This is a genomic window from Streptomyces sp. NPDC036822, from assembly GCF_055609145.1.
Genome location: NZ_JBVJPY010000007.1, coordinates 103172 through 129374, shown reverse-complemented (window position 1 = coordinate 129374; position 26203 = coordinate 103172). Strand labels below are relative to the sequence as shown.

Sequence of the window (26203 nt, the reverse complement as noted above, 5' to 3'; positions counted from 1 at the left end):
CCCGACGTCCACGACACCTGTCCAACGCCGAACAACCCCTTCCCCCCCCCTCCCCATGCCCGCGGCGGTGCCGGGGGCCGGGCCGGGGTCGCGGCCGGGGTGAGAAGGGGGCCGCTAGAAGATCACGAGCGCCCGGCCGCCCTTGCCCGCGAGCATGTTGTCGAAGGCGCCCGGGATGCCGTCGAGCGTGATCCGCTCGGTGACCAGGGTGCTCAGGTCGAGACGGCCGGCCTTGATGTGCTCGGCGAGGACCGGCAGGTCCCTCACCGGGTCGGAGTTGCCGTAGACGCAGCCGGTCAGGGTGCGCCCCCAGTGGAAGATCTCCAGGGCGTGGAAGGTGACCTTCTGGTCCTTGCCGCCGATGCCGACGACCGTGGTGCGGCCGCCCCGCCGGGTGGATTCCCAGGCGGTACGGATGGTGACGGCGCGGCCGACGCATTCGACGGCCACGTCGGCGCCCTGGCCGCCCGTCAGCTTGCGGATCTCGCGGGGGGTCGTGTCCGAGGCGACGACGTACTCGGTGGCTCCGGCGGCCCGGGCCAGGGCCTCCTTCTCGGGTGACACGTCGACCGCGATGATCGGCGAGGCCCCGGCGACCCGAGCGGCCTGGAGGGCCGCGAGGCCCACGCCTCCCACGCCGAAGACGACGACGGACTCCCCCTCCCGGACCCGGGCGGAGTGGTGGACCGCGCCCCAGCCGGTGAGGACGGCGCAGCCGAGGAGGGCGGCGTCGGCGAGCGGGACGCCCTCGGGGGCCGGCAGCACGCAGGACGCCGCGACGACGGTCTCCTCGGCGAAGGCGGCGACGTTGAGGCCGGGGTGGAGTTCGGTGCCGTCCTCGGTGACGGCGTGGATGTTCTCGGCCCCCTTGAGGGCGTCCATGCAGAGCCACACCTCGCCCAGGGAGCACGGGTGGCAGGAGCCGCAGGACGGCGCCCAGTTGAGGACGACGGCGTCGCCGGGGGCGACATGGGTGACGCCCTCGCCGACGGAGACGATCGTTCCGGCGCCCTCGTGGCCGAGGACGGCCGGGACGGGCAGCCGCATGGTGCCGTTGGTGAGGGAGAGGTCGGAGTGGCAGACGCCGGCGGCGGTCAGCCGGATGCGGACCTGGCCGGGGCCGGGTTCGGGGAGTCGGATGCCGACGATCTCCAGGGGAGAGCCGACGGCGGGCAGGACGGCGGCGCGGATCACGCTCACGCTCAGGGCTCCTCGGGGCTCAGAACTGGAGGGACTTGGTCTGGAGGTACTCGGAGAGGCCGTGGGCGCCGAGTTCGCGTCCGACGCCCGACTGCTTGTAGCCGCCGAAGGGGGCCAGCGGGTTGAAGCGGCCGCCGTTGATGTCGACCTGGCCGGTCTCCATGCGCCGGGCGAAGGCGACGGCTTCCTCCTGCTCGCCCCAGACGGCGCCGGAGAGGCCGTAGACGGTCCCGTTGGCGATGGCGAGGGCGTCGGCCTCGTCCTCGTAGCGGAGGATCGAGACGACGGGGCCGAAGATCTCCTCCTGCGCGATGGTCATCTCGGGCGTGACGTCGGCGAAGACGGTCGGCGAGACGTAGTAGCCCGTCTCCCTGGGGGCCTCGGGGCCGCCGGCGACGATCCGGGCGCCTTCCTCGACGCCCTTCTCGATGTAGCCGCGGACGCGCTGCTGCTGCTTGGCGTTGACGAGCGGTCCGACGCGCTCGCCGGGGACGTACTTCGCGACGGCCTCGGCGGCGAGGGCCACGGCCTCGTCGTACTGGTCGGTGTGGACCAGCATCCGGGTCCAGGCGCTGCACGTCTGGCCGGAGTTGGACATGACGTTGGCGATGCCGGCGGAGACCGCCTTGCCGAGGTCGGCGCCGGGCAGGATCACGTTCGCCGACTTCCCGCCGAGCTCCAGGGCGACCCGCTTGACCGCTCCGGCGGCCGTGGCGCCGATCCGCTTGCCGACGGCCGTGGAGCCGGTGAAGGAGACGAGGTCGACGTCCTCGTGCTCGGCGAGCGCCTGGCCGGCGACCGGGCCGAGGCCGGTGACGAGGTTGAACACGCCGGCCGGGACACCCGCCTCGTGGACGGCCTCGGCGAAGAGCTGGGCGGTCAGCGGGGTGTCCTCGGCGGGCTTGAGGACGACGGTGCAGCCGGCCGCGAGCGCGGGGGCGACCTTGGCGACGATCTGGTGGAGCGGGTAGTTCCACGGGGTGATCGCGCCCACGACGCCGACGGGCTCGGAGTAGACGGTGGAGTTGCCGACCTTCTCCTCGAAGGGGTGGGTGGCAGCCAGCTCGGCGTACGAGCCCGCCACGGCGATGGGCAGTCCGGTGTGGACGGCGGCGGCGAGCCTGGGCGGGGAGCCCAGCTCGGCCGTGACCGTGGCGGCGATGTCCTCGGCACGGGCCGTCAGGGCGTCGCGGAGGGCTCCGAGGCGGGCGGCGCGCTCGGCGGGCGGGGTGGCGGCCCAGGCGGGGAAGGCCGCGCGGGCCGCGCGTACGGCGGCGTCGACGTCCTCGGCGGTCCCCGCGGGGACGTGGGCGATGACCTGCTCGTCCACCGGGTTGATCACCGGGATGGTGTCCGTGGAGGAGGCGGGGCGCCACTCCCCGCCGATGTACATCGCGTCGTGGGCCTTCATCCGCTGTCTCCTCACGTTACCGACCGGTTCGCCGTCCGCACCAAACTAGCGCTGATAGTTTTCCAGCGCCAGAGCCCCCCACCGTGCGCCGCGTCTCAGTGGCCGGCACGCGGCCGGAGAAAGGCACGCGCCGGGGTCCGGCGCGACCCGTGCAAGGCGCGCCGGAGTCCGGCGCGCGCCTCGGACGGCGGTCGCGCGCCTCCGCTCAGAAGTCGGCGAGCGTCGGTTCGTCGAGCCGGGCCACCGACTCCTGCGCGAAGAGCCGCTCGTACGCATCCCTGATCCGCTCGATCCACGGGTCCCGGACCGGAGCCTCGGTGGCCGGGTAGAGCAGGATCAGCTCGTACGAACGCTCCCGCTCGATGGTGCCGTTCCTGTCCCGCCACTGTCCACGGCCGTCCTGCACCGTCAGACCGCCGGGGAAGGCGGGCGTCACCTCCTTGTCGACGAAGGCCATGAACTGCTGGTCGGTCACGTCCGCTCCTCCGTCGGGGCGTTCCGTGCCGAAGAAGAGCCGGGTCTCCACGTACGGCTTGCCACGGCTCTTCGGCGCGGCGGCGACGACGGCGTCCGGCGCCTTGGCCGCCGCCGTCGCCCCGGTGGTCGTCGTCAACGTCGCGGCGGCCCTCGCGGTGGTCGTCGTGGTGGTCGTCGTGGTGGTCATCGCGGTGGTCGTCGCCTCCTCGCCGAGCGTGGCGTAGGCGGCGGGCGCGGCGGTGACGAGCAGCAGCCCGGTGGCGCACGCAGCCAGCCGGCCGCGGGTGGTGGTGAACGGGTGGCGGGTCATGTGCACACCCCTGTGTCGTGACGGTTCGAGGAAACCGGACGGGTCGGGCGGGATCGTCCGGCCTCCGGGCGGTGCGCGCGGGAGCGCGCCGGCACCGGCGGGCACGCGCCGGGTGGCACGGCCCGCCGGCTTCCGGCGTGACGGAGTCAGATCTTCTTGTCGACATCCGTGAGGTGGGCGTAGACGACGACGTTCGACTCGTACCCCTTCTTCGGATCGAACGCACCCCCGCACGTGAGGAGCCGCAGCTCGGGGCGGCCCCTGGAGCCGTACACCTCCTCGTCCGGGAATCCGGCCTTCGTGTACGTGCGGACCTTGTCCACCGTGAACACGGCGACGCGGCCGTCGGCCCGGGCGACACGGACGGTGTTTCCGGGGCTGAGCACGTTGAGGTTGAGGAAGATGGCGGGCCCGCTGCGGGTGTCGCGGTGGCCGACGACGACCGCCGTACCGCGTTCGCCCGGCGAGGGGCCGTTGCGGTACCAGCCGACGACGCGGGGGTTGTCGACCGGCGGGGTGGCGAGCCGCCCGGAGGCGTCGAGCCCCAGTCCGACGACCGGCGCCTCGATGGTGATGGCGGGTACGGCGAGACCGGTGGGGCGCGAACGCGCCAGGGGTGCGGGCGGCGACGCCGGCCCGGCCTCCGCCTCGGGTTTCCCCTTGCCCTTGGCCTTGGCCTCGGCGGTGGCCGTCGGCTTGGGCTTGAGCTTGGGACCGGCCGTGGGCTGCGGCTTGGGGTCGGCCGTCGGCCGCGGCGGCGGCGCGGGCTCCGGGGGCGCCTTCGGTTTCTGGTCGGCGTGGTGCCCGGATACGGCCGGGGCGGCGGCGGCCGCTGCCGCCCCGTGCGCGGCCGGGGCGGCCGCGATCGGTGGGCCCGACGGTTCCCCGTCCTGGGCCCACCAGACGCCGCCGACGACCAGCGACAGGGCCACCACCACCGTCCGGGCGAGCCGGAGGAGGCGCCGCTGCCTGCGCGTGTAGCGGGACCTACGCGGCGCCATCGGTGCGGCGGCGCGACCGACGGAGACGGAGGAGGACGAGCCCGGCCGTACCGGCCAGACCCGCGGCGAGTGCCGTCCCGACCCCGAAGGCGGAGCTCTCGTCACTGGCCAGCTGCGCGCTGCCGCCGCCGCCCGCCCCGACGGGGCCGTGCGGGGGCTTGCCGTGGTGGCCGCCGTTCTCGCCGTTCGGCGGGTTGTGGGTGAAGCCGGCGCAGTCGACCTTGAAGACCTTGCTCTTCTTGGCGCCCTGCTGGCCCAGCCAGGTCCACTCGACCTTGTACATGCCGTCGGCGAGCTCCAGGTCCGGGGTGAAGCCGTTGCCGTCCGAGTCGACGGTGATCGAGCCGGGGGGTACCACGACGCTGCTCTTCGGCGGGTGCGGCTTGATGTTGTAGGTGAGGGCCTGGAGCCCGTCGAAGCCGAGGGCGGCGATGTAGAACGTGCAGACCTTGGGCTCGTTGCGCTGGTCGGTCTCGGAGGTGCGCGGGGGCTCGTCGGGGCGCCCGGCGTGGTGGATCTTGACGTCGCCGTTGTCGCCGGGAGCCGCGACGGCGGCGGGCGCACCGGCCATGGCCACGGCGCCGAGCGCGAGGGTCGCGGCGGCGGTGGACAGAAGGGGACGGACAGCCAGAGCGGTCATGCGGGGGTTCCTCCAGTCATGAAGACGGTCGGATGAATCAACCGATAATCTGACTATCTGTCATGACGTGAATGCGGAGAGTCGTCGCAACGCCGCGACACTCCCCGACATTCACCCGCCCGGCGGAAGCACCGCCCCGTCCCCACCGGCCCCCGGGGACGCGCTCAGATGATCCCGAACAGGATCCCCGCCGCGAGGACCACCAGGGAGGTCAGCGCTGCCCACTTGACCGTGAACTTCGTGTGGTCGCCGAACTCGACCTTCGCCATGCCGACCAGGACGTACACGGCGGGGACCAGGGGGCTCGACATGTGCAGGGCCTGGCCGACCAGGGAGGCGCGGGCGATCTCCAGCGGCGGGACACCGTGCGCCGCGCCCGCCTCCGCGAGGACCGGCAGTACGCCGAAGTAGAAACCGTCGTTCGACATGAAGTACGTGAGCGGCAGGCTGAGCACGCCGGTGACCAGGGCCATGTGCGGGCCCATGCCCTCGGGAATGGCGCCGACCAGCCAGTCGGCCATGTGCTCGACCATGCCGGTGCCGGTGAGCACGCCGGTGAAGACCGCCGCGGCGAAGACCATGCCGGAGACGTTGAGGACGTTGTCGGCGTGCGCGGCGATCCGCGCCTTCTGCTCCGCCATCTTCGGGTAGTTGACGCTGAGCGCCAGCGCGGCCCCGATGAGGAACAGCACCGGGATGGGCAGCAGTTCGAGGATCATCGACGCCAGCAGGGCGACCGTGAGCCCGGCGTTGAACCAGTACAGGCGGGGCCGCAGCGTCGGGCGGTCCGGGTCGAGCCCCTGGAAGCCGTCGCCCGCCGTCACGCCGGGCGCGTCGCCCGCCCCGCCGCCGGCCGTGGGAGTGCCCGTGCCGCCGCCGGCCGTGGAACCGCCCGTGCCGCCCCCGGTCGCCACCAGGACCGTCTCCGCCTCCGTCACGAGCGCCTCGTCGAGGGAGAGGTATCCGATCCGCTTGCGCTCGCGGCGGCCGAGGACGTACGCGAGGAGGAGGACGAAGAGCAGACCCGCGCCGAGGGCCGGGATCATCGGCACGAACACGTCGGCCGCGTCCAGCTTCAGCGCGGTGGCGGCACGGGCGGTGGGCCCGCCCCAGGGCAGGGTGTTCATGACGCCGTTGGCGGTGGCGGCGACACCGGTCATGACGACCAGGCTCATGCCGAGCCGCTTGTACAGCGGATACATCGCGGAGACGGTGATCATGAAGGTGGTGGAGCCGTCGCCGTCGAGCGAGACGATCGCGGCCAGCACCGCCGTACCGACCACGACCCGCACCGGGTCGGCCTTGCAGAAGCGCAGGATGCCCCGGACGATCGGGTCGAAGAGCCCCACGTCGATCATCACGCCGAAGTAGACGATCGCGAACATCAGCATCGCCGCGGTGGGCGCGAGTTTGCCGACGCCTTCGAGGACGTAGTCGCCGAGCTGGGCGCCCTGCCCTACGAACACGCAGAAAAGGGCAGGGATCAGGACGAGTGCCGCGATCGGGGACATCTTCTTCATCATGATCAGGACCAGGAAGGTCGCGATCATGGCGAAGCCGAGGACGGTCAGCATGGAGGACACCTCACGTTCACCTTTGAACTCCCACCGGGAGGACTCCACCGGTGCGGCGGTCCGGATGACGTTAGGTGCCCTCTTCCGCCGTTAACAAGATGTCGACGCGTGAGCAATACGAGCAAAAGGCCAGGTCACGGCAGGGGGGCCACCTCGACGGGGAAGCCGTTGAGGACGGCGGTGCCCGACAGCGGGTCGAGCCGGGAGCCGTCGAGGAGCTGGTTGACGTTGACACCCGGGCGGACGGAGGCGACGGAGAGCCGGGTGCCGGGCCGGTCGTGGCCCCAGCCGTGCGGCAGGCTCACCACCCCGGTCCGTACGGTGTCGGTGATCTCCACCTCGACCTCCAGTGCGCCGCCCTCGGCGGTGACCCGGGCCTGCTTCCCGTCGGCGAGCCCGAGCCGGTCGGCGTCCCGCGGGTGGACCTGGAGGGTGCACCGGTTGGAGCCTCCGTTGAGGGAGGGGACGTTGTGCAGCCAGCTGTTGTTGGAGCGCAGATGGCGGCGGCCGACGAGGACGAGCCCGTCCCGGCCGGCGTCCAGGGCCGCCCGCAGCCGGGGCAGGTCGGCGGCGATGGGCGCGGGCAGCAGCTCGACGCGCCCGCTGCGGGTCTTGAGGAGCTGCGGGATACGGGGCTTCAGCGGGCCGAGGTCGATGCCGTGGGGTGCCTGGCGGAGGTCTTCGAGTCCGAGGCCGTACGGGCCGAGGCGCAGCATCAGGTCGAGCCGCCGCTCGGCCCCCGTGCGGCCGTCCAGCAGCCCGGCCTGCACCTGCGGGTCGGCGCCGAACAGGGGCGAGTGCTCCTGGGTGACGGCCTTGGCGAGGGCGGTGTCGATGGCGAGGTCGTCGACCGCCGAGGGCGGGGCGCCGTGCATGCCGGACACGGCGAGGATGAGCCGGGCGTGGATCTCGCACTCGTCCATGCGTCCCTCTTCCAGGGGGACGGCGGCCGGGGAGTAGCGCGCCTGGTTGCGGACGGCGAAGCCGTTGAAGGCGAAGTCGAAGTGCGCGCTCTGGGAGGGCGGCGGCGGGGGCAGGACGACATCGGCGTGACGCGTGGTCTCGTTGAGGTACGGATCGACGGCGACCATGAAGTCGAGGGCGCCGAGGGCCGCGTCGAGGCGCCGCCCGTCGGGCGCGGACAGGACCGGATTGGCGGCGATGGTGACGACCGCGCGGATCCGGCCCTCGCCCTCCGTCTCGATCTCCTCGGCGAGGGCGGCCGTCGGCAGCTCGCCCTTGGCCTCGGGGTGGCCGGAGACCCTGCTCGCCCAGCGGCCGAGCGCGAAGCCCTTGCCGGGACTCGCGGGGCGGGGCGCCGGGGCGGTGGCGGCGAGCGGGAAGAGCGCGCCGCCGGGGCGGTCGAGGTTGCCGGTGAGCACGTTGAGGACGTCGACGAGCCAGCTGGCGACGGTGCCGTGCGCGACGGTGGAACTGCCGATGCGTCCGTAGACGGCCGCCGAGGGCGCGGCGGCGAGTTCACGGGCGACGTCGCGGATGGTGGTGGCGTCCAGGTCGCAGGCGTCTGCGACGGCTTCGGGGCTGAACGCCCCCAGGGCGGCGCGGACGTCCTCCACGCCCTCGACGTGGCCTTCGAGCGCGCCGAGGTCGGTGAGGCCCTCGTCGAAGAGGGTGTGGGCGAGCGCGGCGAGGAAGAGGGCGTCGGCACCGGGGCGGATGGTGAGGTGCCGGTCGGCGAGGGCGGCCGTGCGGGTGCGGCGCGGGTCGACGACGGTCAGGGTGCCGCCGCGCTTGCGCAGCGCCTTGAGCTTGCCGGGGAAGTCGGGGGCGGTGCACAGACTTCCGTTGGACTCCAGGGGGTTGGCCCCGAGCATCAGCAGATGGCCGGTGCGGTCCAGGTCCGGCACGGGGATGGCGAAGGGGTCGCCGAAGAGCAGCCCGCTGGAGACGTGCTTGGGCATCTGGTCGAGCGTCGACGCGGTGAAGAGGTTCCTGGTCCGCAGCGCGCCGATCAGCAGCGGCGGGTAGAGGGCGCCGGCCATGGTGTGGACGTTGGGGTTGCCGAGGACGATACCCACCGCGTCGGGCCCGTACTCCTCGACCAGGGGCCGGATCCGGGCCGCGATGACGTCGAAGGCCTCCTCCCACGTGGCTTCCCGAAGGACGTCGTCCTCGCGGACGAGGGGACCCCTCAGCCGGTCGGGGTCGGCGTCGACCTCGGCGAACGAGGCACCCTTGGGACAGATGAAGCCCTGGCTGAAGACGTCGTCACGATCGCTCCGCGCCTTGGTGACCCGGGGTCCTTCGAGCGTCAGCGTCAGCCCGCAGGTGGCTTCGCAGAGGGGGCAGATGCGCAGGGCGGTGGACATGGCGGTCTCCCTGGGGCGGCAGCGGGTGGCGCCGAGCATACCGACCGGTTGGGATGAGCGGGAGGGGTTCGGGTCACGGTGCTCGTCCGGACACGGAGGGCCGCTCTACGACAGGGAGGGCGCGAGGTACGCGTGCAGGAGCTCGCGCGTCTCGGCGATGAGGGCCGGGTCGCCCGAGGAGTTCGTACGGAAGGCGAGCTGGAGCAGGGCGTCGGTGGCCTCGACGCCGACCAGTACCTTGCGGCGCAGGGCGTCGTCGGCGGGGCGGGCGAGCACGCCGGCCAGCAGTGCGCAGAGACGGCCGGCGACCAGGTGGTTGGGGTCGTCGTCGCCAGGCCCGCCCGGGCTGGGGACGCCGAAGTCGACCAGGGCGAACCCGGGCACCGACCGCTTCATGGCGATGTACTCGTCGAGGACGGTGTCGATGGCCCGGCGGGCGTCGACGGCCGGGAGGGCGGAGAGGCGGGCGGTGATGCGCTCGGCGTAGCTGTCGAGGTTGCGGTGGGCGAGGGCGGTGGCCATGGCGCGCTTGTTGCCGAAGAAGCGGTAGACGGATCCGATGGGGACGCCCGCGCGGAGGGCGACGGCCCGGGTGCTCAGCTGTTCGTACCCGGTCTCGTCGAGGAGTTCGGCGCAGGCGTCGAGGATCCGGGCGAGGCGGTCCGCGCTGCGCTGCTGGACGGGGGTGCGGCGCAACGCGGGCTGCGCGGACGGCGCCGGTGGCGTGAGCTTGCGGGGCGGTCGGGGCTGGGGCACGGGGACCATGATGCCGTCCGGGCCCGGGTCAGGCGACGAGCAGGCCGATACCGCCGAGGGTGTACACGATCATCAGCGCGAACAGCGGGAGTTGGCCGGCCACCGCCCGGGCCGGCGGGAAGAGCCGCACGGCGCGGTCGTGGGCGGCGACGACCCCGAGGACGTGACCGGTGACGACGGCGAGGACCTGGAGGGTGGCGAGACCGCCGGGGCCCAGGGGCGGGGCGGGCGAGGAGGCGTTGTCAGTACCCGCTGCCATCATGACGGTACGTGGTCCTTCGGTGACCAGGAGTGTGAAGTAGTGGGCGACGAGATAGCCGAGGGCGATCGGCAGGAGGGAGTGGGCGAAGGAGGTGAGGGGGTGGGCGAGTGCGCGGGACAACAGGCGCAGCGTGCCGGCGCAGAGGCCGTAGAGGGCGGCGACGAGGGCGACGGCGGCGAGCAGTCCGAGGGTGGCGGTGAAGGTGGGGCCGAAGGCGGAGGTCTGGAGGGTGGTGAGCCAGCGGGGGTTGTCGGACAGGCCGTCGTAGGCGGTGGAGCCGAGGAGGACGCAGACGGTGGCGACGAGGCCGGGGGTCTGCGGGGTGGAGTCGAGGCCGTCGAAGGGGGAGCGCACGACGAGCCGGCCGTCGGCGCGGCGGCCGAGCGGGGAGAGCCGGGCGAAGAGGGAGGAGTAGACCTCGAAGGGGTCGGCGTGGGCGAACCAGTCGGGGCCGTGACGGGCGGCGCCGAGAAGGCCGACGGCCGTGAGGACGGCGAGGAAGGTCACGAGGGTGGGGCTCGACGCCGGTTCGGGGGCGGCGAGTTCGAGCCAGGCGAAGAGGAGGAGTCCGGCGGCCGCGGGGCGGATGCCGAGGCCGGGCGGCAGCGGGCGTGGGGTGCGGGGAGCGGGAAGCAGCACGTGGAGGGCGCGCAGGGGGTTGAGGAGGCGCCAGACGGGTCCGAGGAGCAGGGAGGCGGGGACGAGCCCCACCCAGAGCAGGACGTAGACGGCGCCGGGCGCGGGGTTGCGGTCGGGGTCGTCCGGTCCGAGGAGGAGGTGGAGCAGGACGGCGGTCGCGGCGGCCAGGCCGAGCAGGCGGAGGGCGGTGCGGGTGGCCGGGGCGTCGGCGAGGCGCTGGAGGACGACGGGGAGCGGCGTGCCCGAGCGGTCGCCGTGGAACCGGGAGGAGGACCACATCAGGCCGAGGGCGAGGAAGGAGACGAAGAGCGCGGCGAAGGCTCCGGCGTAGGCGTAGAAGGGCGAGAGGGGCAGGTCGTGCCGAGCGCCGACGCCGTGGGCGAGGGTGGTCACCGGACGAGGAGTTGGGTCAGCACGAGTCCGGACTCGTGGGTCTCGACCTCGAAGAGGCCGGTGCGGTCGGCGGTCAGGGTGAGGGAGCCGGGGCGGCCGGCCGGGAGCGGGAGTTGGCGGTCGTAGCCGTGGACATGGAGGGTGTCGGCGCGGTCGCTGGTGACACGGAGGGTGATCCGCTCGCCCTTCCTCAGTTCGATGCGGGAGGGGGCCGGCCGGACGGACGTCCCGGAGACGGTGATCTCGACGGTCCGGCCGCCGGCGGTGGCCCCGGACGGCGTCGGCGTGGTGCCGGTGGGCGGGACGCCGGGTGGCGCCGCGGTGGTCGGGGCGGCGGTGCCGGGCCGGGCGGCGGCAGCGAGGGAGACGGTGGCCTCGACCGGCTTGCCCGCGACCGCCCAGACCGTGTGGTCGTCCGCGTGGAGGCGGACGGTCAGGGCGCGGGTGCCGGGCGGGACGTGGTGCCAGGGGCCGTAGACCCGCCCGGTCGTCCCGGCGGCCACTCCCCCGGCACCGTCGCCGCGGTCGCCCCCGTCGACGAGGAGCCGGGCGTACCCACGGCCCGGGAGCGCCGCGCCGCCGACGCTCTCCGGGGTGAACCGGAACCTCTCCACCACGAGGTGGACGTTCCAGCCGCCCTCCGTGTCGGGCCGTATCTCGACGCGTACGGCGGGCGCCCCCGCTGCCGGCACCTCCCGGAGCCGGTGCCCGGCCTCGTCCTTGGCGGCGAGCAGCGTGCCGCTGCCCGCCGTCGCCTCCTGATGGCTGGTACCGGGCTTGTGGTGGGTGGTGGGGCGACCGCCGCACCCGGCGGCGGTCAGCGCGACGGCCAGCATGACCCCGGCGAGAACGGCGGCCCGGCCGGGCAGGACGGCCCAGCCGGGCAGGGCGGCCCGGTCGCCCGGGACGGCCCAGTCGCTCGCGGCGGCCCGGCCGGGCAGGACGGGCCGGTCGGACAGCACGGCCCGGCCGCCCCGGACCGCCCGCGTGCGCCAGGCGGTCTCCCGCGTGCGCGAGGCGGTCGCCCTGGCCGGTGGGCGGCTCATGAGGCGCCTTCGGCGTTCGGGGCGCGGGTGGTCGCGGCGGTGGGCGACGGGCCGGGGGCCGGGGCGGGGTCGGGGTCGCCCACCGCCCCAGGTGCGCGTCGGCCCGCCACGACGACCGCCCAGAGCACCCACACCACCGCGAGGAGCCCTCGCAGCCAGGCGGGGCCGAGGGGGACCCAGGGGATCATCAGGACGGCCTTGTCGAAGGCGTCGAGGAGGGTGAGGAGGCCCAGGGCGAGGGTGGTCCAGGCGAAGGCGGGGCGGGTCGGCCGCAGCGCGAGGCCGAGGGCCGCCCACCAGCCGCCGATCAGGAGGAGGGCCAGGGCGGGGAGGAGGCCGGAGGCCCGGCCGAGGGTCGAGCCGGCCACGTCCAGGCCGAGGCCGACGAGGCCGACGAGGGTCGCCGCGCCCGCGAGCCGGCTGTGCCGGAGCCGGCGCCACCACAGGACCGTGCCCATCAGGCCGAGGACGACCGCGCACGCGAGGGCGAGCTGGGTCTCGACGCGCTGGATGCCCCGGGCGCCGTACCAGTCGCAGCCCGCCGGGAGCCGCCGCGCCTGGACGTCGTAGTCGGCGCACACCAGCAGGTGGGCGAGCTTGGCCGGTTCGCCGACGAGCCGGTCGGTGTTCCCGGCGACCTCGCCCCGCCGCGCCCCGCACTCGGGCAGGACGCCCGGGGTGGAGGCGCCGGTACCGGGCTGCCAGCAGTTGCCGCCGCCCTGGCCGTCCCACCACACGTCCGTGCGGTTGGGACGGGACGCGCCGGACCGGTCGACGCCAAGGTGGTTCCCGGCATAGCGGTTGTGGTGGGAGGTGTCGGTCTGCTTGCCCCAGGCCGACTCGCCGCGGATGAAGGCGGGGACGGCGCTCAGGAAGAAGGCGGCGCGCTGGTGCCCGTACACCCAGTTGTTCTCGTAGAGGTTCCAGTTCCCTCCGGCGGTGATGATGCCGGTGCCCGGCGGCATGGAGATCTGCGGGCAGACGACGCCCTGTTCGTAGCCGCGCTCGACGGGCGGCTTGGCGCAGGTGCCGTCGGCGACGTGACGGTAGTAGTTCTGGTTGTTGTCGTGGATCAGGTTCCGCTCGAAGCGGGCGTGGTTCTGCGGCAGACCGGGGTGGCCGGGGAAGGCGGAGTCCATGGAGGCGCCGCCCATGTTGTGGTCGAACTCGTTGTCGTGCACCCAGACCGAGTCACCGGCCGTGCCCGAGTAGCCGACCATGTTGTGGTGGCTGCGGCAGCCGGTGATCTCGATGGAGTAGCGGGGGACGTCGTAGCCGCGGCCGTTGTTGATGTCGGAGGCCGAGCCGGGGTAGATGCCGGAGTCGCCGTTGCCGTACGACTCGCAGTTCCTGTAGAGGCCGTGGTCGGAGGCGAAGGTCAGGAAGCCGTACTCGTCGTTCCACCGGGTCAGGACGTCGTCGATGACGAAGCCGTCGGCCGCGAGGACGTACAGAGAGTTGAAGGTGGTGCGCTGGGCGGTGAAGTTACGGAAGTAGATCCCGTCGGAGCGGTCGGCCCGCAGGGCGTTGAGCTTGGTGTACGCGGCGTCGACGACGACGTCGAGGCGTGAGGCTCCGGTGCCCTCGATCTGCAGGTTCTTCTTGCCGAGGATCGCGACCAGGTTCTGGTTGTGCGGGCACTGTCGCTGCTGTTCGTAGGAGAGGATCTGGTAGCCGAGTGCCGACCTGGGCGCGTCCAGCGCGGCGCAGGCGCCGGTCGGCGCGGCCCGCGAGGGCTCCTCCTCGTACAGGCCGGGCAGGACGGCGATGGTCATGCCGGGCCGGTCGACGGCATCGACGGCCTGCTGGAGATGGCGGTACCCCCCGGCCGGCCCGCCCCGGGCGCAGCGTGCGAAGAGGGCGAGGTTCCGGGTCTTCAGCGCGGCGGGGAAACGGGCGATCCGGCGGTCGAAGTCCGCACGGTCGGTCTTGCAGACCAGGAGGTCGGGCTCCCCCGTGCGCGGCGTCGGCACGCTGCCGGAGCCGTCGGGGAAGGTGACGGGCCGTTCCTCGTGGGCCTGGGCCCCCGGGGCGGCGGCGAGGGCGGCGGCGAGCGCCGCCAGGACGACCGAGAGCGCGAGAAGGAGCCTGCGGGTCCACGACATGGCCTGGAGAGTAGAGCAATGTTCATGTTTTGGAACCCCTCGTGCACGGACTTCGTCCCACTCCCACCGCGAGCGCCCCGTTGACGCGAGCGGGGGCGGAATCCTACGGTCATGCATAGGATTCTTTTGGGCATGAGAAACGGGAGCGCGCGATGACCACGGAGAGCACCGCACTGGCGAGAAAGACGGCCGAGGGACTCGGGTACTCCACCGGCTTCGGCAACGAGCACACCTCGGAGGCGGTCCCCGGCGCGCTGCCGCACGGCCGCAACTCGCCGCAGCGGGCACCGCTGGGCCTGTACGCGGAGCAGCTGAGCGGCAGCGCGTTCACCGAGCCCCGCGCCCACAACCGGCGTTCGTGGCTGTACCGGATCCGCCCCTCGGCCGCCCACCCGCCGTTCGTCCGGATCGACAACGGCGCCGTCCGTTCGGCGCCCTTCACCGAGACCGTCCCGGACCCCAACCGGCTGCGCTGGAACCCGCTGCCCGACCCGGCCCCGGGGACGGACTGGCTCGCCGGCCTCTGGACGCTCGGCGGCAACGGCGACACCACCCAGCGCACCGGCATGGCGGTGCACCTCTACCACGCCAACGCCTCGATGGACCGGATCTTCAGCGACGCCGACGGCGAACTGCTGATCGTCCCCGAGCGCGGCGGTCTCCTCCTGCGCACGGAGCTGGGCCTGCTCGCCGCCCGCCCCGGCGAGGTCGCGCTGATCCCCCGCGGGGTCCGCTTCCGCGTCGAGCTGCTCGACGAGAGCGCCCGGGGGTACGTCTGCGAGAACTACGGAGCCCCCTTCCAGCTGCCCGACCTCGGCCCGATCGGCGCCAACGGCCTGGCCAACGCGCGTGACTTCCGGGCGCCTCTGGCCGCCTACGAGGACGTCGAGGGCCCGGTCGAGGTCGTCAACAAGTACTGCGGCAACCTCTGGTCGGCGACCTACGGCCACTCCCCGCTCGACGTGGTCGCCTGGCACGGCAACCACACCCCGTACGTCTACGACCTGCACCGCTTCAACGTCATCGGAACGGTCTCCTACGACCACCCCGACCCGTCGATCTTCACGGTGCTGACCTCACCGTCCGACACCCCCGGTCTCGCGGGGGTCGACTTCGTGGTCTTCGCCCCGCGCTGGCTGGTCGGCGAGGACACGTTCCGCCCGCCGTACTTCCACCGCAACGTCATGAGCGAGTACATGGGCCTGATCGAGGGCGCCTACGACGCCAAGGCGGAGGGTTTCGTGCCGGGCGGGGGCTCGCTGCACAACATGATGTCCGCGCACGGCCCCGACCGGGAGACGTTCGACCGGGCGAGCGCGGCGGAGCTGAAGCCGCAGAAGATCGACGACGGTCTGGCCTTCATGTTCGAGACGCGCTGGCCGATCACGGCCACCGGCCGGGCGGCGAACGCCGACCATCTGCAGAGCGGCTACGACGACGTGTGGCAGGGTCTTGAGCGCCACTTCCGGTCGTAGTACGGAGAAACCGTGACCGCCTTCGCTCCCGACTCACTGGTCCTGAACCGCAAGCTGCCGCTCTGGTACCAGGTCTCCCAGTCCCTGCGCGCCTCCATACTGGGCCGCACGCCCGACGCCTCGCTGCGGCTGCCCACCGAGGAGCAGCTCGCCGCCCATTACGGCGTGAGCGTGCTGACCATGCGGCAGGCCCTGAAGGAGCTGGAGGAGGAGGGGCTGATCAGCAGGCACCGGCGGCGCGGCACGTTCATCGAGCCGGGCGCCCGGCGCTCCACCCCGCGCCGGCTGCTCGGCTCGATCGACGCGATCGTGGCCCAGCAGTCGGGCGAGCTGACGACGGTTCTCGGCCACGGCGCCGAGCCGGTGCCCGGTGAGCTCGCCGAGTACTTCCCCGACGAGTCCGAGGTGATCGCCTACCGGCGGCTGCGCTGCGACGGGGAGAGCGGCGAGCCCACCAACTGGGCCCTGAACGCGGTCCGCCCGGACGTGGCGGCCGGTCTCGACCCGGCCGACCTGGAGCGCTGGCCGATGACGAAGGTGCTGCGGGACGTCGTCGGCGTCCGGATCAGCCGGATCACGGACACGGTCGAGGCCCGGCTCGCCGACCCGGAGACGGCGTCCCTGCTCAAGGTGCCGCTGCTCTCGCCGATCCTGCACTACACCGGCGTGACCTACGGCGCGGACGGGCGCGTGGTGGACGTGGCCCGCATCTTCTACCGGGGCGACCGGTTCTCCTTCACGGTGACGGTCGAGGCCCACTGACCGGGACCCGGCCCGGCCCACCGCCGGACCGCGCGCACGGACGCGCGGCTGCGCCGTCCGGGGGCCGCTCACTAGCATGCGGCTCGTGACCGACGAAGACCCGCTCGCGGACGACGCTCCGGACGAGGCACCGGACGAGGCGCCCCTGCTCGACGACCTCATGCCGTGGTCCGTGGCACCGCTGCGCCTGGGCCGGCCCTGGATCGTGGCCCCCGACGTCCGCACCCTGCGCGCCCGCTGGGACCGTCTGGTGGGCGCCGAGGGCGAGGAACGCGAGAGGCTCTTCCGGCCCAGCAGGGCGCGTACGCCGTCGAGTTCGGTGGCGGCCCTGCCCGGGCAGGCGACCGGGACCGGCCGCTTCGCGCGCGAGGCGGGGCCGTGCCCGGCACCCGTACGTCTCGCCCACGGCCCGTTCGACGAGCAGTGGCTGATCCCGGACCACCGGCTCATCGACACCGCACGGCCCGAGTTGTGGCGCGTGGCCGACGACCGCCAGCTGTTCGCGGTCGAGCAGGGGTACGTGCCCGGCAGCGGACCGGGGACGGGCGGCGGGCCCGCCCTGCTGGTGACCGCGGCCCTGCCCGACGGCCGCTCCCCGGCCGGCCGTCCCGGCCGGATCCGCCCGCTGTTCCGCCGCCCGGGCGGCCGGGAGCCGAACGTGACCCCCGGGCTGCTGCCCCTGCTCGGCGAGCGGTACGGGCACGAGGTCACCGCCGAGGAGCTGCTCGCGTGGGCCGTCGCGGCCGCCCGCCCCTCCCCCGCCGGGTGCCGGGTCCCCCTGCCGCGGGATCCGGCCGTGTGGGCCAGGGGGGTGGAGCTGGGCCGGCTGCTGAGCGGCGTCCAGCTGCGGGGCGCCCGCGGCGGCGGGAAGCCCCGGTTGCCCGGCGGCCGGCGGCCGTACGTACGGGCACCCCTCCCGGCCCGGCCGACGACGCCGGTGTACGACCCCGAGGAGGAGGCGCTGGAGGTCGACGGCGGCCGGATCTCGCCGGTGCCGGTCGAGGCGTGGGAGTTCCGGGTCGGGGGCGTCCGCATGCTGGAGCAGTGGTTCGCGCACCGGACGGCGCCGGCCGAGCCGGGGACGCTGGAGGCGATCGGCCCGGCGGCCTGGCCTCAGGAGTGGACCTCGGAGCTGCTCGAACTGATCACGGTCCTCGCCCTCCTGGCGCAGCGCGAACCGGAGCGGGCGGCCCTCGACGTGACCCCGTCGCTGACCCGCGGCGCCCTGCGGGAAGCCGCCGTCCTGCCCGTACCGCAGGGGGCACGGGTCCCGGCGTCCGTCCTGGACCACCAGGAGGAGGGCCCCGAGGGCCAGTTCGCCCTTCTGTAGCCGCGCCCGGGCCTGCCTGCGGGCGCCGACGCGCGGGACGGCCCGGCGGCGGTCCCCCCACCGATGATCACCGGCACGGACACGGGTGAGCGTCGGTACGCGTGCCTACGGTCAGGCGGCCGAGGTGGTGACGAGGGGCGCGGTGACGAGGACCGCAGTGACAAGTGCCTCCTCCACCGGGTAGGCAGGGCTGTCATGAGCACTCAGCCACTCCCCCTGGAGGGGATCACGGTCGTCGCGGTCGAGCAGGCGGTCGCCGCGCCCTTCGCCACCCGCCAGCTCGCCGACCTCGGCGCACGGGTCGTCAAGATCGAGCGGCCCGACGGCGGGGACTTCGCGCGGGGTTACGACACGGCGGCCCGGGGGCTCGCCTCGCACTTCGTGTGGTGCAACCGCGGCAAGGAGTCGGTCGCGATCGATCTGAAGGAGCCGCGGGGCATCGCGCTCGTCCGGCGCCTGGTGGCCGGCGCCGACGTCTTCGTGCAGAACCTCGCGCAGGGCGCGGCGGCCCGCCTCGGCCTGGACGCGGCCACGCTGTGCGCCGCCCATCCCCGGCTGGTCGCGGTGGACGTCTCGGGCTACGGGCCGGGCGGGCCGTACGCGCACAAGCGGGCCTACGACATGCTCGTGCAGTGCGAGGCGGGGCTCGTGTCGGTGACCGGGACCGAGGAACGGCCGGTCAAGTCGGGGATTCCGGCGGCCGACATCGCGGCGGGGATGTACGCGTACGCCGGTGTCCTCGCGGCGCTGGTGCGGCGGGGCACCACGGGGCGTGGCGGACCGGTGGAGGTGTCCCTGCTCGACGCGCTGGCCGAGTGGATGGGACATCCGCTGCACCACGGGATGCACGGGGGCACGACCCCGGCGCGCACGGGCCTGGCGCACGCGGTCATCGCGCCCTATGACGCCTATCCGACGGCCGACGGGAGTCTGGTGCTGCTGTCCGTGCAGAACGACCGGGAGTGGCGGCGGCTGGCCACGGGGGTTCTCGGCCGTCCGGAGCTGGCGGACGATCCGGCCTTCGCCACGAACACGGCGCGGGTGGCCGGCCGGGAGAGGACGGACGCGGTGGTCGGCGACGCGCTGGCGCCGCTGACGGCGGCCGAGGCGCTGGACCGCCTGGACGCGGCGGGCATCGCCTGTGCGCGTCTGAACACCGTGGCGGATCTGGCCGACCATCCTCAGCTCGCGGCGCGCGACCGCTGGCGGTCCGTGGACTCGCCGGTGGGGCCGCTGCGCTCGCTGCTGCCGCCGGTCGTCTTCCCCGACGGGCCGGACCCCCGGATGGACCGGATCCCCGCCTTGGGGGAGGACACGGAGCGGGTGCTGGGGGAGCTGGGGGTCACTGCGGCCGAGCTGCGGGGGCTACGCGTGGACGGTGTCGTGGCGTGAGGGTCTCGGGGAGGTGGTGAACGGGTGTCCGAGCCCCGTCTCCGGGGCCGTGTCGTCCGGTCTTCGGGGTTGTGTCCATCCGTTCCGCAGGGGATCCCCCGGACGGAGTCTGGGGGAGGAACGTCTGCCCACAACCCTTCCGCTGGGCTGCTAGCCCCGGCTTCCGAAGAGCGAGCGGCGCAGTCGGCGCAGGGGTGCGAAGAGCGAGACCCGCGCGCTCTTGCTGCGTCGGCTGTGCGCGCGGTCACGCGTCGTCAGTTCTCGCATCAGCAGCGTGGCCTCGGCCGCCTCGCGCTGCGGCACGGCAGGACCGCCGAGCACCGCGAGATGGCGGTCGAGCCGCGAACTGGTCGCGCTGTTCCCGCACGTGATGGCAGGCACTCGCGGCCTGCTGCGCATTGCTATCTGTTCCATGTCACTCCCCACCCTAACGAGGGCACCCGGCCCGGGCAGGTTAACCCTATCGCCCCACCGTCACACCCGTGTATCCCGGCGGCAGGATTCACCACACTCGTACGGGGGTTGACGGTTACTGTCCGAATCCATCTGATTCCAGGGCGAGTTGGACAGCGATCGAACACCTGCCGAACTGTCACGAACCATCCTGCACGCCAGGGCGCCGGCCATGGACATCTGACGGACTGTGATCTCCACCACCAAGATCACCTCCCTCGCGCCCCATGGAGTTCGAAGTACCCCGTACGGGGGCAGAAATGCACCACCGGGCCACCGACGGACAGGGGAACGCGCCATGACCGTGATCGCGGGCCGGTACCGGCTCCTGGACATCCTGGGCGAGGGCGGAATGGGGACCGTCTGGCGCGCCCGGGACGAGGCGCTCGGCCGCGAGGTGGCCGTCAAGGAGGTGCGTGCCCCGGCCGGCCTCCCGGCGGGCGAGGAGAGCAGGCTGTACGCACGCCTGGAGCGGGAGGCCTGGGCGGCGGCCCGGATCTCGCACCGCAACGTGGTGACGGTGTACGACGTGGCCACCGAGCACGACCGTCCGTGGATCGTGATGGAGCTGATCCGCGGGCTCACCCTCTCCGAGGTCCTGGACGCGGAGGGCCCCATGCCACCGCGCCGCGCCGCACACGTCGGCGCCGAGGTCCTGGCCGCGCTGAGCGCCGCGCACGCGGCCGGGGTCCTGCACCGGGACGTGAAACCCGTCAACGTCCTGATGGGCAACGACGGCCGGGTGGTGCTGACCGACTTCGGCATCGCGGCGGTGGACGGGGCCTCGACCCTCACCGTGCCGGGGGAGCTGATCGGGTCGCCCGAATTCCTCGCGCCCGAGCGGGCCTTGGGCGAGAGACCCGGCCCGGCCTCCGATCTCTGGTCGCTCGGGGTGCTGCTCTACGCCGCGGTGGAGGGCAACTCGCCCTTCCGGCAGGACACTCCGCTGAGCACCCTGAGGGCGGTGGTGGACGAGGAGCTTCCACCGCCGCGCCGCGCGGGGCCCCTGGGCCCGGTGATCGAAGGGCTGCTGCGCAAGGACCCACGGGAGCGCCTGACCGCGGTGGAGGCCGAACGGCAGCTGCGCCTGGTGGGCGCGGGCGGGTCGCCGCGGTCGGGGCCGGTGCGGGCGGAGCCGTACGGGCCGGTGGGCCCGACCGTCTCCTCCTCCGCCTCCCCCTTCTCCCCCGGCGGCGGCGCGGGCCCGCAGGTCGTGGGGGCCCTGGTCCCCGCCGGGGGCGAACGGCGGCAGGGGCGCGCGGGGGTGCTGCTCGTCGCCGGGATCGTGCTCCTGCTGATCGCCGGGGGGCTGGTGGCGTACGCGCTGCTGCGCGACGAGGGGCCGGGCGGCGGTACGGGCACGGGTGCCGGGGCCACGAGTGGGGTACCGGGTCCGACTCCTCCCCCGGCACGCACGTCGGGCGCCCCGAGCGGCTCCCCCGGAACGGCCCCCACGACCACGACGACGGCCACCACGACCGCGACGACGACCGCCACGGCCACCGCGACCACCACGACGACGGCGACCACCACGGTCACCGGCACGCCGCCGGCGCAGACGGTCCTCGTGTACGTCACGGCCGTCCGCGGGGGCTACGCCGGCCCCTGCCCGCCTCCGGCCGACGAGGCGCCCGCCTTCACCGCCACGTTCGCGGTGGGACGCACCCCCGCCTCGGTGGAGTACCGCTGGGCCACCGAGAGCGGGGAGAGCTCCACCGGCGCCTGGCGGACCTTGGAGTTCACGGCGGACGGCCCGAAGCAGCGGCGGGTCGGCCACACCGAGCCGACGTACCGGGCGGGCGGGACGCGCCGGGACCGGATGCGGGTGGAGGTCCGCTCTCCGGTCGAGGTCCGGTCGAACGCGGTGCGCTTCTCCGTGACGTGCGAGGAGGCGACCCCGACGGGCGGGGCCGCCTCCTCGGACGGGGCGCTTACGCCACGGCCCTGAAGGTGGGCAGGTAGCCGCCGGACTGGCCGGAGGCGGTGGGGTGGTAGGACTCGCCGATGTTGAGCCAGTTGACGCTGTGCAGCCAGGCCGATCCGGAGCAGATCTCGTGTCCGGTGAAGGCGGGGACGACGCTCGCGAAGGTGTAACCGTGGTCGGCCGCGCGCTTGGCGGTGGCCGCGTTGAGGTGGTCGGACCCGTCGTTGATGGCGCGCCGCTCGTTCTCGCTCAGTCCGGCGACGCAGCCGCCGCCGAGCTTGTAGAAGCGGGGGTAGCCGAGGACCACGACACGCGCGTTGGGGGCCTTGGCTCTGATGGCCGAATACACCGCGTCGAGACGTCCGGGCAGGGTGGTGTCGACATAGCTCTTGGCTTGATTCACACGGCTGATACAGGTGGCCTCCGACTGGAGGACACAGGTGGTCATGACGTCGGCGAAGCCGGCGTCGTTGCCGCCGATGGTGACGGAGACCAGGTCGGTGGCGGTGGAGAGGGGTCCGAGCTGACCCGCCGTGACATCACCCGTTCGAGCGCCCGAGCACGCGGTGAAGGCGAACGAGGAGGGCGCGTTGGCGCTCGCCCACAGGACGGGGAAGGCGCGGGTGGAGCGCTTGCAGTCGCCACTGGCGCCGTCGTAGCTCCCGGCTCCGACACCGGAGGAGTACGAGTCGCCGAGTGCCACGTAGTCGACGGCGGCGGTTTCGGCCGCCTGTGCGGTCCCCGCGCCGGTGAGGGCGAGGACGGCACCGAGGAGGAGTGAGGACGAGATTGCCGCGAATCGGGACAGTTTCATGGAACCTCCCTGTAGCAGGACCTCTGCCTACCAGGTAGTAGCAGCGCAGCCGGTCCGCTGGAAGTGTCCATGCCAAGAACTTTTGACGAGAAGATCCCGACAGCCCGTCAGCGACCGTCGTGATCAGGCCATCTGTCGGGCCGCCGGCCGCCGCGGCGCGCACCGGCCCGCGACCCGCGGATCGTCCCGTTCAAAACACTGTGCGCTCAATGCCCGATTGCCGGATCATGGCCGGCATGTCTCTGACCCCGGCGGAGCTCGCCGAGCCGACCGACCCCCAGCGGGCGCTGCCGATCCGGCTCAACGTCGACGACAGCGACTCGCCCGCCGACGTCGTCGACGCGCTGTTCCTCGGACGCTTCGCGACGGGCGAGCAGCCGCACTCGCACAGCACCACCCTGGACCGGGTCAAGCCCGCCGCGACCCTGCTGCCCGCCGGGGCGAAGGTGCTGCGCGCGGCCAAGGACGACGACCGCAGCGCCGTGCTCGCCGAGGGCGACGGCTGGACGCTGCTCGTCAGCCGCTGGAACCGCGGCGCGGACGTCACCGTCACGGCGACCGGCGCGGAGCTGGCGGAGAAGGTCCTCAAGGAGGCGACGGACGGCGCGAAGGACGAGCCGGAACCGCAGCCGGAGAACGTGACGATGGGCTTCTGGTACGTGTCACCCCGCCGCGGTCCGCACCGGACGACCCGTCAGATCAGCGCCGGGACCTGGGAGGAGATCCGGGCCAACTACACCGCGCCGGTCGCCACGGCCATGGACCGGCTGATGAAGGTCACCCCTGACGACATCGCGGGCAGGCTGCTGTTGCTCCACGGACCGCCGGGCACGGGCAAGACGTCCGCGCTGCGGACACTGGCCAGGTCGTGGCGGGACTGGTGCCAGGTGGACTGCGTCCTGGACCCCGAGCGACTCTTCAACGACGTCGGCTATCTGATGGACATCGCGATCGGCGAGGACGAGGGCACGGCGAAGGGACGGTGGCGGCTGCTCCTCCTCGAGGACTGCGACGAGCTGATCCGCGGTGAGGCGAAGCACACGGCGGGGCAGGCGCTGTCGCGCCTGCTCAACCTGACGGACGGACTCCTCGGCCAGGGCCGCAACGTCCTCGTCGGTGTCACCACCAACGAGGACCTGGAGCGGCTCCACCCCGCGGTGGTGCGCCCCGGGCGGTGCCTGGCGCGCATCGAGGTGGGAGGTCTGACGCGGAACGAGGCGGTGGCGTGGCTCGGCACCGAGGATGGGGTCGGCGGCGAGGGCGCGACGCTGGCGGAGCTGTACGCGCTGCGGCGCGGCACGACTCCGGCGGGGGTGCCGGAGTCACGCCGGCCGGACGCGGGGCTCTACCTCTAGGAGATACGCGCACCCGAAGCCCCGGAGGCGAGGCGTGCGGAGGTGAAGCGCCTTTGGCCGAGGTGTGCGGACCGCGGAGGCGAGGCGCGCGGAGCCGAAGCGCCCTCGGCCGAGATGTCCGGAACGCGGCGGCGTCCGGCCCCCGCCTCCCCGTCGGCCGGCTCACGTCCCGTACGCGGCCCGCAGGGCGTCCTCCACCGCCTTGGCCGCCGCCTCGCGCGTCAGGCCGAGCCGATGGGCCTCGCCCGCGTACGACGCCGCCGCCGTCGCGGCCAGGCGTTCCGCGGCGTCGCCCGCCGCCGCGACGAACGTGCCGTGGCGGCCGCGCGTCTCGATGACGCCGTCCGCCTCCAGCGCCTTGTAAGCCTTGGCGACCGTGTTCGCCGCCAGGCCGAGGTCCTCCGCCAGCCCCCGTACCGTCGGCAGCTTGTAGCCGACGGGCAGCGCGCCGGAGCGGGCACGCTCCGCGATCTGGGCGCGCAGCTGTTCGTACGGGGCGGTCGGGGAGCCGGTGTTCACGGTGATTCTCAGTGTCACGCGTCGATTCTGCCTGGGCCGCACCGGAAAATGGGAGGCGGCCCCGCCACCGGCCGCCGTAGCGTGCGGGCCCATGACTGTGATCGTGCGTGATGTACGGCCCGAGGACGCCGAGGGCTTCGCCCGGGTCCGGCACGCTGCCCTGCCGTTCATGCTCGCCACCCCCGCCCAGGTGGCCTTCGACTGGGCCCACGCCCATCCCGACGCCCATGAGCGTCCTCTGGTCGCCGAGATCGACGGGGAGATCGTCGGCACCTCCCAACTGCGCGTCGCGCACGACGCCCCCGAGCCGGAAGTCGGCTCCGTCAACGTCTACGTCCACCCGGAGAAGCGGGGGCTCGGCGCCGGCGCCCTGCTGCTGCGCGCCTCCGAGGAACACCTCACCGAGGTGGGCGCGACCACCCTCTACAGCTGGGTCCTCGACGAGCCCGGTTTCCGCGCCTTCGCCGAACGGCACGGATACGCTCCCCGGCGCTCCGCGCACTTCCTGCGGCTCGACCTGACGACCGCCGACCTGCCGCCGCTCCCGGAGACGCCCACCGGCGTGGAGCTGCGCACCGCCGCCGACTTCGCCGCCGATCCGCGCCCCCTGTTCCTGCTCGACGCGCTGACCACGGCGGACGAGCCGGGGGACGTCGGCACCGAGCTGACGGACTACGCCCATTGGCTGGAGACGACGTGGAACCATCCCCTCTTCGACCGTGAGCTGACGACCGTCGCCGTCGTCGACGGGCGCCCCGCCGCGTTCAGCGCCGCCCAGACCGACGGGCGGGGCCGCTACAGCTCGGCGATGACCGGCACCGACCCGGCGTTCCGGGGCAGGGGCCTGGCCAAGCTCGCCAAGACCCGCTCCCTCCATCGCGCCCGGGCGGCCGGCTGCACGGAGGCGTTCACCGGCAACGACGCCGGGAACGAGCCGATGCTGGCCATCAACACGTGGTTCGGTTACGAAGTCTGCGCGACGGAGGTACGTCATGTCCGCACGTTCGGTTGATGTGGTGCTGGTCAAGGCCGGGCGGACGAAGATCCGTTACCCGGCCGACGTCCTCGCCGACGACGGCACCCGCCTCACCGTCCGCGCCCCCTGGGCCGCGGAGGGGGTGCGGGACTTCGGCTTCGTGCGGTTCGAGCCGGGTGACGTCTTCGTCGAGCACTACTGGCGCGACCGCTGGTACGCGGTCAAGGAGGTCCGTGCCGCCGATGGCACGCTCAAGGGCTGGTACTGCGACATCGCCCGGCCCGCCGTGATCGACGAGGGCGCGGGCGAGGTGGTGGTCGAGGATCTCGACCTGGACCTGTGGGTGTCGGCGGACGGCAGCGAGGTGCTGCGGCTCGACGAGGACGAGTTCGAGGCCGGCGGGCTCGCCGCCGCCGACCCGGAGGCGGCGGCACGCGCCGTCGTCGCCCTCGACGAGCTGGAGGTGCTCGGCCGCGAGGGCCTGAGGGAACTGCTGCGGTAGGGGGCCTGCCCCACGGCGCGGTCCGCTGGGGGGGGGGCGGCCCGCGCCGTGGGGGCGTCCTCCGACGTCAGCGCAGGGTGACGTCGGAGTCCTGCGCGGCCAGGAAGCCGGGCATCGGCAGCCCCATCGGACCGGTCGGCGTGAGCTGCATCAGCGTGGCCTTCACCCGGGCCGCACCCGCCCGGTAGGCGGGCTCCTTCACGACGCCCGAGTTGGTCCAGGTGCGCACCTGGCCGTCGCAGACGGCCCGGGTGCCGCCGATCCCGGCGGAGAGGTTCTGCTGGACGAGGGTGCTGCCGACGAAGACGGGGCCGGCACTGTCGTCGAAGCAGCGGTAGGTGCCGGACACGGTGACCGTGCCGTCGTCGGCGACGGTCCCGTACGCGTCGACGGAGAGGTCGTCGGCCTGCTCCGCCTGGGCGGCGGTCGCGGTGGCGGCCATGAGCAGGCTGGAGGCGGCGAGGGCGAGACGAAGACGCATGGGCGCGGTCCCTTTCGGGTGGGGGGAACGTTGCCCGCCAGGGATATCGGATCACGCCGCCCGCTGTCCGAAACTC

General features: G+C 73.5%; 23 protein-coding genes. 8 read left to right on the top strand and 15 right to left on the bottom strand.

The features are described from left to right. Positions 1–114: 114 nt before the first annotated feature. From ACZ68P_RS18625 to ACZ68P_RS18575, 11 genes are all read right to left on the bottom strand, one after another. On the bottom strand, positions 115–1194 hold the full coding sequence (locus ACZ68P_RS18625; protein ID WP_471007732.1) for a zinc-binding dehydrogenase: 1080 nt from the start codon (positions 1192–1194) through the stop codon (positions 115–117). A 25-nt stretch (positions 1195–1219) separates the two neighbouring features. Then, positions 1220–2611 carry an aldehyde dehydrogenase family protein gene (locus tag ACZ68P_RS18620; protein WP_471007364.1) on the bottom strand — a complete coding sequence of 464 codons (1392 nt, stop codon included), beginning with the start codon at positions 2609–2611 and terminating at the stop codon, positions 1220–1222. Positions 2612–2816: 205 nt separating this feature from the next. After that, entirely contained in the window at positions 2817–3398 is a 582-nt protein-coding gene (locus ACZ68P_RS18615; protein ID WP_471007362.1) for a DUF3574 domain-containing protein, read from the bottom strand. A 146-nt stretch (positions 3399–3544) separates the two neighbouring features. Continuing rightward, positions 3545–4399: a class F sortase gene (locus ACZ68P_RS18610; RefSeq protein ID WP_471007361.1), complete on the bottom strand. Its 855-nt coding sequence runs from the start codon at positions 4397–4399 to the stop codon at positions 3545–3547. After that, positions 4386–5039: a hypothetical protein gene (locus tag ACZ68P_RS18605; RefSeq protein WP_471007358.1), complete on the bottom strand. Its 654-nt coding sequence runs from the start codon at positions 5037–5039 to the stop codon at positions 4386–4388. The genes ACZ68P_RS18610 and ACZ68P_RS18605 overlap by 14 nt, the downstream gene beginning before the upstream one ends. A gap of 164 nt (positions 5040–5203) precedes the next feature. Further along, the gene (locus ACZ68P_RS18600; RefSeq protein ID WP_471007730.1) at positions 5204–6613 is read right to left on the bottom strand and encodes a CitMHS family transporter; all 1410 of its coding nucleotides are present in this window, start codon (positions 6611–6613) and stop codon (positions 5204–5206) included. 134 nt (positions 6614–6747) lie between these two features. Beyond that, complete coding sequence (locus tag ACZ68P_RS18595; protein ID WP_471007355.1) at positions 6748–8943, bottom strand: molybdopterin oxidoreductase family protein; 2196 nt, start codon at positions 8941–8943, stop codon at positions 6748–6750. A gap of 105 nt (positions 8944–9048) precedes the next feature. Then, on the bottom strand, positions 9049–9708 hold the full coding sequence (locus ACZ68P_RS18590; protein ID WP_471007352.1) for a TetR/AcrR family transcriptional regulator: 660 nt from the start codon (positions 9706–9708) through the stop codon (positions 9049–9051). A 19-nt stretch (positions 9709–9727) separates the two neighbouring features. After that, positions 9728–10993: a hypothetical protein gene (locus ACZ68P_RS18585; protein ID WP_471007349.1), complete on the bottom strand. Its 1266-nt coding sequence runs from the start codon at positions 10991–10993 to the stop codon at positions 9728–9730. Beyond that, positions 10990–11829, bottom strand: a complete 840-nt coding sequence (locus ACZ68P_RS18580) for a cupredoxin domain-containing protein (RefSeq protein ID WP_471007728.1) — start codon at positions 11827–11829, stop codon at positions 10990–10992. Before ACZ68P_RS18580 ends, ACZ68P_RS18585 begins: the two co-directional genes overlap by 4 nt. A 206-nt stretch (positions 11830–12035) precedes the next feature. After that, positions 12036–14144 carry a right-handed parallel beta-helix repeat-containing protein gene (locus ACZ68P_RS18575; RefSeq protein ID WP_471007346.1) on the bottom strand — a complete coding sequence of 703 codons (2109 nt, stop codon included), beginning with the start codon at positions 14142–14144 and terminating at the stop codon, positions 12036–12038. Between the two features lie 152 nt (positions 14145–14296). Here ACZ68P_RS18575 and hmgA point away from each other — a divergent pair, with 152 nt between their 5' ends. The 4 genes from hmgA to ACZ68P_RS18555 all read left to right on the top strand — a co-directional run bounded on the left by hmgA (position 14297) and on the right by ACZ68P_RS18555 (position 19103). Continuing rightward, a complete protein-coding gene (hmgA, locus tag ACZ68P_RS18570; protein ID WP_471007343.1) occupies positions 14297–15619 on the top strand; it encodes a homogentisate 1,2-dioxygenase in 1323 nt (440 codons plus the stop codon). Positions 15620–15631: 12 nt separating this feature from the next. Next, complete coding sequence (locus ACZ68P_RS18565; RefSeq protein ID WP_471007341.1) at positions 15632–16381, top strand: GntR family transcriptional regulator; 750 nt, start codon at positions 15632–15634, stop codon at positions 16379–16381. A 76-nt stretch (positions 16382–16457) separates the two neighbouring features. Then, on the top strand, positions 16458–17711 hold the full coding sequence (locus ACZ68P_RS18560; protein ID WP_471007339.1) for a type ISP restriction/modification enzyme: 1254 nt from the start codon (positions 16458–16460) through the stop codon (positions 17709–17711). 195 nt (positions 17712–17906) lie between these two features. Next, complete coding sequence (locus ACZ68P_RS18555) at positions 17907–19103, top strand: CaiB/BaiF CoA transferase family protein (RefSeq protein WP_471007337.1); 1197 nt, start codon at positions 17907–17909, stop codon at positions 19101–19103. Positions 19104–19253: 150 nt separating this feature from the next. On the opposite strand, the gene ACZ68P_RS18550 is transcribed toward ACZ68P_RS18555, so the two are convergent. After that, a complete protein-coding gene (locus ACZ68P_RS18550; protein WP_365719234.1) occupies positions 19254–19517 on the bottom strand; it encodes a hypothetical protein in 264 nt (87 codons plus the stop codon). A 337-nt stretch (positions 19518–19854) separates the two neighbouring features. On the opposite strand from ACZ68P_RS18550, the gene ACZ68P_RS18545 reads away from it, so the two are divergent. Further along, positions 19855–21504 (top strand): serine/threonine-protein kinase, encoded by a 1650-nt coding sequence (locus ACZ68P_RS18545; protein WP_471007334.1) that lies wholly within the window; start codon positions 19855–19857, stop codon positions 21502–21504. Here ACZ68P_RS18545 and ACZ68P_RS18540 read toward each other — a convergent pair. Next, a complete protein-coding gene (locus ACZ68P_RS18540) occupies positions 21488–22294 on the bottom strand; it encodes an SGNH/GDSL hydrolase family protein (protein ID WP_471007332.1) in 807 nt (268 codons plus the stop codon). The genes ACZ68P_RS18545 and ACZ68P_RS18540 overlap by 17 nt on opposite strands. A 227-nt stretch (positions 22295–22521) precedes the next feature. On the opposite strand from ACZ68P_RS18540, the gene ACZ68P_RS18535 reads away from it, so the two are divergent. Further along, positions 22522–23649 (top strand): DUF5925 domain-containing protein, encoded by a 1128-nt coding sequence (locus ACZ68P_RS18535; RefSeq protein WP_471007330.1) that lies wholly within the window; start codon positions 22522–22524, stop codon positions 23647–23649. Between the two features lie 162 nt (positions 23650–23811). Here the strand turns inward: ACZ68P_RS18535 and ACZ68P_RS18530 are convergent, their stop codons facing one another. Further along, the gene (locus tag ACZ68P_RS18530; protein WP_471007328.1) at positions 23812–24186 is read right to left on the bottom strand and encodes a GntR family transcriptional regulator; all 375 of its coding nucleotides are present in this window, start codon (positions 24184–24186) and stop codon (positions 23812–23814) included. Positions 24187–24259: 73 nt separating this feature from the next. On the opposite strand from ACZ68P_RS18530, the gene ACZ68P_RS18525 reads away from it, so the two are divergent. Then, entirely contained in the window at positions 24260–25180 is a 921-nt protein-coding gene (locus tag ACZ68P_RS18525) for a GNAT family N-acetyltransferase (protein WP_471007326.1), read from the top strand. Beyond that, positions 25161–25646, top strand: coding sequence for a ribonuclease FAU-1 family protein (locus tag ACZ68P_RS18520; RefSeq protein WP_471007324.1), 486 nt, complete (start codon positions 25161–25163; stop codon positions 25644–25646). The genes ACZ68P_RS18525 and ACZ68P_RS18520 overlap by 20 nt, the downstream gene beginning before the upstream one ends. A gap of 67 nt (positions 25647–25713) precedes the next feature. On the opposite strand, the gene ACZ68P_RS18515 is transcribed toward ACZ68P_RS18520, so the two are convergent. Continuing rightward, positions 25714–26127: a DUF6299 family protein gene (locus tag ACZ68P_RS18515; protein ID WP_365719247.1), complete on the bottom strand. Its 414-nt coding sequence runs from the start codon at positions 26125–26127 to the stop codon at positions 25714–25716. Between the last annotated feature and the right edge of the window lie 76 nt (positions 26128–26203).